We start from the raw sequence: 7292 nt of genomic DNA, 5'->3' as shown, positions 1-7292 counted from the left end.
CCACACTTTCCATCGACGCGGCAATATCATGTCATTCATATTGTGAATACCGAATATAGATCATATTGATTATGTTTATGTGTTGGGGGGCACTAGAATGCGCGGCATCGGTAGACCGGCATGAAACGACATGAGCAGGGTTGCCCCTCTCCGGCGTCGATAAACCAATTTCATATTCAGAGGTTCACCATGTCATACACCAAAGACATCGAAGCACTGGGCTCCGTGGTTGGTGCACAAAGCACCTGGAAAGATATCAACCCGGAATCTGCGGTTCGCATGCGTCTGCAAAACCGTTTCAACACGCATCTGGACATCGCCAAGTACAACGCCAAGATCATGCGTGAAGACATGGCGGCCTATGACGCTGACACTTCCAAGTACACCCAGTCTCTGGGTTGCTGGCACGGTTTTGTTGGCCAGCAGAAAATGATCTCCATCAAGAAGCACTTCGGTAGCACCAAAGGTCGTTACCTGTACCTGTCCGGCTGGATGGTTGCTGCGCTGCGTTCCGAGTTCGGTCCGCTGCCTGACCAGTCCATGCACGAGAAGACTGTTGTCGCTGACCTGATCCGTGAGCTGTACACCTTCCTGAAGCAGGCTGATGCCTGGGAACTGAACCACCTGTTCCGTGCTCTGGACGACGCCAAAGAAGCTGGCGACGAAGCCAAGCAGAAAGAAATCATCGGTCAGATCGACAACTTCGAAACTCACGTTGTGCCGATCATTGCTGACATCGATGCGGGCTTCGGTAACCCGGAAGCCACCTACCTGATGGCCAAGCAGCTGATCGAAGCTGGCGCTTGCTGTATCCAGATCGAAAACCAGGTTTCTGACGAGAAGCAGTGTGGTCACCAGGACGGTAAAGTAACCGTTCCTCACGCCGACTTCCTGGCCAAGATCAACGCGGTACGTTACGCGTTCCTGGAGCTGGGTGTTGACGACGGTGTGATCGTTGCCCGTACCGACTCCCTGGGCGCTGGCCTGACCAAGCAAATCGCTGTAACCAACGAGCCGGGCGATCTGGGTGACCAGTACAACGCGTTCCTGGACGGTGACGTGATCGAGTCTGCTGCCGACATCAACAACGGCGACGTTGTGATCAAGTCCAATGGCAAGCTGCTCAAGCCGAAGCGTCTGGCTTCCGGCCTGTTCCAGTTCAAAGCCGGTTCCGGTATCGACCGTGTTGTTCTGGACTGTATCACCAGCCTGCAGAACGGCGCTGACCTGCTGTGGATCGAAACCGAGAAGCCCCACGTTGGCCAGATCGCAGAAATGGTTAACCGTATCCGCGAAGTGGTGCCGGACGCCAAGCTGGTTTACAACAACAGCCCGTCCTTCAACTGGACCCTGAACTTCCGTCAGCAGGTATTCGATGCTTGGGAGAAAGAAGGTAAAGACGTATCCGCCTACGATCGCGATCGTCTGATGAGCGCCGACTACGATGGCACCGAGCTGGCTGAGCTGGCTGACGAGTGGACCAAGAACTTCCAGCGTGACGCGGCCCGTGAAGCAGGTATCTTCCACCACCTGATCACTCTGCCGACTTACCACACTGTGGCTCTGTCCACCGACAACCTGGCTAAAGGCTACTTCGGTGACGAAGGCATGCTGGCCTACGTTGCAGGCGTTCAGCGTAAGGAAATCCGTCAGGGTATCGCTACTGTGAAGCACCAGGACATGGCCGGTTCCAACATCGGTGATGACCACAAAGAGTACTTCTCTGGCGAAGCAGCACTGAAAGCTGGCGGTAAAGACAACACCATGGGTCAGTTCGAGAACAACTAAGTCTCGATAGATTCAAGGCAAGTCTTTAAGAGGCGGCCCCCGAAAGGGGGCCGCTTTTTTTGTGCCGGAAAAAGAAGCATTGCGGTCAGCCAGTGGGCGCCGCAGATCGACGGGGTGGCAACTTACGGTGTACGTACACTTAGCGTGGCATGGGTTTGCATGACGCCCCCTTCCCCTTCACACACGCAGTGGTCACGTTGAGGGGGAGAATGATCACCCGGGCCCAGAGGCACAGCCTCGGTGCGGTCACTGCTGTGCACATGGCCGCTTCGGCAGGTGTACTGCCTTTCGGCAATGGAGGGCAATACCGTCATCCCGCTGGTATTTTCCGCCTTCCAGGCCACATCCGTACAGTGCTTGTGATTGTTATAACGGACGTACATCACGATGCCCTCCACCGCAGTAAAACGCTGGTAGTCTCCCCATTCCGCCAGAGTGGACGAAACCAGAAGCGGTTGTGCCAACCAAAAACAGACAAGGATCTTTCTCATGATGTACCGCGAGGCTGAAAGGAATAAGTGATCAACCTGGCTAGGGTACGGCTCAGCACGCGGTGGTCGCATCGCCTATATGGGGTATGCCGGTGGTACCGCCAGAATACGCTGGGGGATTAACAGGGATGGATGATCAACGGCCTGTTGGCCGTTGGTCTTGTATAAAGGCGAGGCAGGCTAAAGCGGGATCGGACAGTTGAGCCCGCCGAATTTTTTCTTGGCGGCGCTGATGCACAGTTTGGTTGCAATACCAAAGGGGTCGCCGGGAATACGGCCACAGGCTTCTTTGGCGGCATAGGCTTTGGCGCATTCCGATGTGGCGCTAGCCATGGAATCGGAGGCAGAGTCCGCTACTGGAGACGGGGCTGTTGGCTGGGCGGGGGCGCTGGGTTTGGCGACGGCGGGAGCAGAGAAACCGCTACGAATTTTCAACAAGGGATCCATATAAACACCCGCCTGGCCCATGTCACTTTCTGCGGCGCTTACGCAATCGTAGGTATTTTCAATTCTGAAATAGTTCATCGATTGGCCCATGTCTTTACAGTAGATACTTTGCACACCGGCATAGCTGACAACGATGAAAACGCCGTGCTGGACACCATCTTTCTGGCCAAGAACGGTGCCACTATGCGTCCAGGTGCGGTTCATGGAATGGCCACCGTCTTGCCAGCGCATGCTGATGGTGTTGCCGGTTTTATTGGTGATGGTTTGGCGAATTAACGTGATGGCCTGGTACGGAGCCTGGTCCGCAGAGGCAATATAGTGAGCGACGTACATGGGTTTATCGATAAACCGGGAGGTGTCGACATCGCCTTGTTTGAGGCTATCGGTTTTTTGCCAGGTGGTTTTGATAATGGGGAAATCCGTTAGCCCGCTCTCACGACGATATCGCTTTACGGTTATGCGCGATTTTCCCAAGTCGCTTTTTTTCCAGCTGCCATTGATGTTCACCTGGTTCTTGATGTGGTTGGTGTAAACCGCATGCATATAAACCGGATGTTTGAAGGTGTCGGGCAATTGCTTCAGCTCCACCACCATATTGGGGACAATATGCATCTTGACGGACGCTAGCGCGTTGCAGCCGGCCTGGGTTGAGCGAACGCTAATCTGTTCATAGTCAACGGTGGACAAGCTTTTAATGGTAGCGCTTTTGCTCACCGGGTTAACCATGTCGGGGCTCAGACCGGCAATCTCCAGGGCCCGTTCCTGCGGCAAGCGGCACTCATCCAGGGTGTGAAAATCCGCATAGACTTCACCGACCGGGAAATCCTGCTGGTAGCGGGTGGCAAAATCGGATTGCAAAGCGCTGATATCTCGCTGCGTTTGTTCGGGCCACTGATCCACAGGATCGACGACCTCGGCATACAGGGCGTTCTGAGCCGCTTTGAGTTGAGCCAGCGTATCACTGTGAAACGAGCGCCCGGGTTGATGAGCGGCACAGCCGGCCAGAATGCAAGCCACCGTTGTGGTCAGCAATGGTTTCAAGATGGTCATGACCTTCCCCGATCATTAATTCGATGATGTAAAACCCCGATAGAACGATGGTTAATGTAGCAGCTGGATGGCGCCAAGCGCATACCCAAGATGGGGGAGAGAGAAAAGGAAAGGGATTGCCCGGGGCCGTCGGGCAGGGCGAACAGTCAGGCAATAAAAAACGCGGCCGAATCCCACTGCTGTCCCACAGTTTAGGGGCAAATGAAAAAGCCTGAACCGAACTGGTTACAATTCTCCAGCTGCTCAAACCGGTTTCGAGACATGATTTTGAGAGGCTGGCCAAAAAGCATCATCACGGCCAAAAACTGATATCCGTCACGCGCTGGGATCCATTCATTGGCATGGCCATGTGTCAGCTTTCCGGCCGTCAGAGCCTGACAAGCACAAAAAAAGCGAACCTCAAATGAGGTTCGCTTTATGAGGCTGCCAACGGTGCGACAGCAGTGGCTATGGGGCCACCTTTTTCATGAACGGAGGACGGTTACTCGTAATCGAACGAGAAGTCTTCTGCGCTCATTTGCATGGTGCTCTTGGTGGGCTTCAGTGCCGCTTCGGCATGGCCCTTGGCGCTGGGCAGCATGCGGTCGAAGTAGAATTCTGCGGTGGCCAGTTTGGCCTTGTAGAATTCCGCCGGCTCGTTGCCACCGTTTTCCAGCTTGTCGTTGGCCACGCCAGCCTGTAGTGCCCAGAAGTACGCCATCATGGCGTAGCCGCTGTACATCAGGAAGTCGTAGCTGGCGGTGGAAACCATGTCACGATCTTTCGCGGCCACCAGCATGATGCGGGTGGTCAGGTAGTTCCACTCGGCGGCAATTTTCAGCAGCTTCCAGGCGAACGGACGCAGCTTGGGGTCACGCAGGTTCTTGGTGCCGAAATCCACCAGTTTCTTGGAGAATTCGCGCACACATTTGCCGCGGGAGGACAGCAGAACCTTGCGGCCCAGCAGGTCCAGCGCCTGGATGCCGGTGGTGCCTTCGTACAGGGTGGAGATGCGCGCGTCACGGGCGATCTGTTCCATGCCGTGTTCTTTGATGTAGCCGTGGCCACCGAATACCTGCATGCCGTCGTTGGCGGCTTCCAGACCTTTCTCGGTCAGGAACCCTTTCAGGATCGGCGTCAGGAAGCCCAGCTCGCTGTCCCAGTGCTCGTATTTCTTCATGTCGTCTTCGAGCATGCCGGCGATCATGTTGTCCGCGTACTGGGCGGCGTAATAGATCATGGCGCGGCCGCCTTCAGCGATGGCCTTCTGCTTGAGCAGCATGCGGCGCACGTCACCGTGGTGGATCAGGCTGTCGGCGATGGCATCCGGCTCTTTCTTGCCAGACAGGGCACGCATGGACTTGCGCTCTTTGGCGTAAGGCAGGGCGCCCTGGTAAGACAGTTCCGCGTGGGCAACACCCTGCATGGCTGTACCGATACGGGCGCTGTTCATGAAGGTGAACATGCACTCCAGGCCACCATGCTCCGGGCCGATCAAAAAGCCGGTGGCTTCATCGAAGTTGATCACGCAGGTGGCGGAGGCCTTGATGCCCATTTTCTTTTCCAGGGAACCACAGTTCACGCCGTTGTCTTCACCGATCTTGCCCGGCAGGTACTTGGGCACGATGAACAGGGAAATCCCCTTGGTGCCTTTCGGCGCATCGGGCAGGCGGGCCAGCACGATGTGGACAATGTTTTCGGTCAGGTCATGGTCACCGGAAGAGATAAAGATCTTGGTGCCGGAGATTTTGTAGGAACCGTCTTTCTGCGGCTCGGCCTTGGTTTTTACCTGGCCCAGGTCGGTGCCGCACTGCGGTTCGGTCAGGCACATGGTGCCGCCCCAGGAGCCCTCGGTGAGCGGTACCAGGTAATCCTGCTTCTGTTCGTCGGAGCCATGCATCTGGATGGTGTTCATGGCGCCCAAAGACAGGCCCGGGTACATGGAGAAGGACCAGTTGGCCGTCGCCATCATTTCCTGTTTGATCAGGCCCAGTGACATGGGCAGGCCCTGGCCGCCCACTTCCACCGGGTGGCTGAGACCCTGCCAGCCACCGGCCACGAATTCGTTGTAGGCTTCCTTGTACCCTTTCGGGGTGGTGACTACGCCGTCTTCCAGCTTGCAGCCTTCCTCGTCGCCACTCTGGTAAAGAGGCGCAATGGTGTTCTCACACAGCTTGGCCATTTCACCGACAATGGCTTCCACCATGTCAGGGGTAGCGTCTTCACCATTGGGCAGCGTTTTGTAGTGACTCTCGAAATCGAAGACTTCGTTCATCAAGAAGCGCATATCGCGCACGGGGGCCTTGTAGGTCGGCATAGCAATCACCCTTGAAAAAACGGATTAACTGTCAGAAACGGACAGCGCAACAGGGCGGGCATTGTTAGGCAATTCAAGGGGGAAGGCATTGACTGCCAAGGCGCGGGGCTGCTGGCGTTAGGGTGAATAGGCGTTCACGGCGGATTGAGCTGCGAGCTGCTAGCCACGAGCTGAGAGGAAAACCAACAACACAACGAAGCCGCTGTAGGAGCGCCGCTTGAGGCGCGATCCGAGCCTTGGCGAGGTAAGGATTCCAGAAGCGGGTTTCGAGTACCGAGTTTTGAAAACCTAAAACCGGCGGTCAGACACGAGGTTTGAGGTTCTGCCTTTCGAAACTCGCAACGCGAACCAATTTTCCTCGCCGAGGCTCGGATCGCTTGCAGGCAAGTTATTCGCTGCGCTCACCCCTTCGGGGCCGCACTACGTGCGTTACTCCGCTGCGTTACGTTCCCACAGCGGGTCCGATCGCACCTCTAGACAAGTTCCCACAGCAACTCTGTAGAAAGGGTTTTCCTCACAGCTCAAAGCTCGTAGCTCGCAGCTATTTTTTCCCCTTCCAGCTATACATGGAAGTGGAGACGCCGATGCGCAGAGCCACTTCGTCCCAAACCCCCTGGGGGAGGACGGCCTTGAGCAGTTCCGTGGATTTGGCGATGGGCGGCTCGATAACGAAGCTGTCTTTTTTCTGCATGCCCCTGATGATGCTGTTGACCACTTTCTCGGGGGTGAGCATGGGGGTAAACATGGGTGTCTTCACGCCATCGAACATGCCGGTGGAAATGTAGCTTGGGCAGACGGTGGTCACGTGCACATGTTTGATTTTGCGTACATCCAGTTCCAGGCGGATGGACTCAGAGAAACCGACTACAGCCCATTTGCTGGCGGCATAGGTGCTGCCATAGGGCAGGCCCACAAAGGCGGAGGCGCTGGCGATATTGACCAGATAGCCTTCTTTCGCCTGGATCAGGTCTTCAATAAAAGCATGGCTGGTGGCCATCAAGCCTTCGGTGTTGATGCGGAAGGTGTTCAGATGCTGCTCCAGCGATACCTGCTCGAACTCGCCACCAAAGACGACACCGGCGTTGTTGATCAGGCCGGTGATGGGGCCGACTTCCTCATGCAGTTTGTCCCGGAATTTGGCAATGGAGGCAATCTTGCTCACATCCAGCACATAGGGGTGGGCCTTGCCGCCGGCCGCCTTGATCTGGTCAGCTACCTGG

Annotated in this window: 5 protein-coding genes and 1 pseudogene; 2 read left to right on the top strand and 4 right to left on the bottom strand. The window is 56.0% G+C overall.

All coding sequences use genetic code 11. From position 1 onward, the window contains the following. The first annotated feature begins 189 nt into the window (after positions 1–189). Entirely contained in the window at positions 190–1788 is a 1599-nt protein-coding gene (locus tag A3754_RS15390) for an isocitrate lyase (RefSeq protein WP_063520412.1), read from the top strand. 122 nt (positions 1789–1910) lie between these two features. Here A3754_RS15390 and A3754_RS15385 read toward each other — a convergent pair whose 3' ends face one another. Together A3754_RS15385 and A3754_RS15380 are read right to left on the bottom strand one after the other, a co-directional pair. Next, on the bottom strand, positions 1911–2252 hold the full coding sequence (locus tag A3754_RS15385; RefSeq protein ID WP_063520411.1) for a hypothetical protein: 342 nt from the start codon (positions 2250–2252) through the stop codon (positions 1911–1913). Between the two features lie 207 nt (positions 2253–2459). Beyond that, positions 2460–3776: a hypothetical protein gene (locus tag A3754_RS15380; protein ID WP_063520410.1), complete on the bottom strand. Its 1317-nt coding sequence runs from the start codon at positions 3774–3776 to the stop codon at positions 2460–2462. A 221-nt stretch (positions 3777–3997) separates the two neighbouring features. On the opposite strand from A3754_RS15380, the pseudogene A3754_RS26205 reads away from it, so the two are divergent. Further along, a pseudogene (locus tag A3754_RS26205) lies at positions 3998–4153 on the top strand (DUF4372 domain-containing protein); the annotation flags it as partial. Positions 4154–4257: 104 nt separating this feature from the next. Here the strand turns inward: A3754_RS26205 and A3754_RS15375 are convergent. Further along, positions 4258–6072 (bottom strand): acyl-CoA dehydrogenase C-terminal domain-containing protein, encoded by a 1815-nt coding sequence (locus A3754_RS15375; RefSeq protein WP_063520409.1) that lies wholly within the window; start codon positions 6070–6072, stop codon positions 4258–4260. Positions 6073–6613: 541 nt separating this feature from the next. Beyond that, on the bottom strand, positions 6614–7292 hold a 679-nt coding region (locus A3754_RS15370), incomplete at its 5' end, for an SDR family oxidoreductase (RefSeq protein WP_063520408.1).

The organism is Alcanivorax sp. HI0083 (assembly GCF_001635175.1).
This window is presented reverse-complemented; position numbering and strand designations above follow the sequence as displayed.

Bases quoted from the DNA above. Each gene is read 5' to 3' on its own strand.
- A3754_RS15380 (WP_063520410.1), bottom strand. From the start codon at position 3,776: ATGACCATCTTGAAACCATTGCTGACCACAACGGTGGCTTGCATTCTG.
- A3754_RS15375 (WP_063520409.1), bottom strand. From the start codon at position 6,072: ATGCCGACCTACAAGGCCCCCGTGCGCGATATGCGCTTCTTGATGAAC.
- A3754_RS15390 (WP_063520412.1), top strand. From the start codon at position 190: ATGTCATACACCAAAGACATCGAAGCACTGGGCTCCGTGGTTGGTGCA.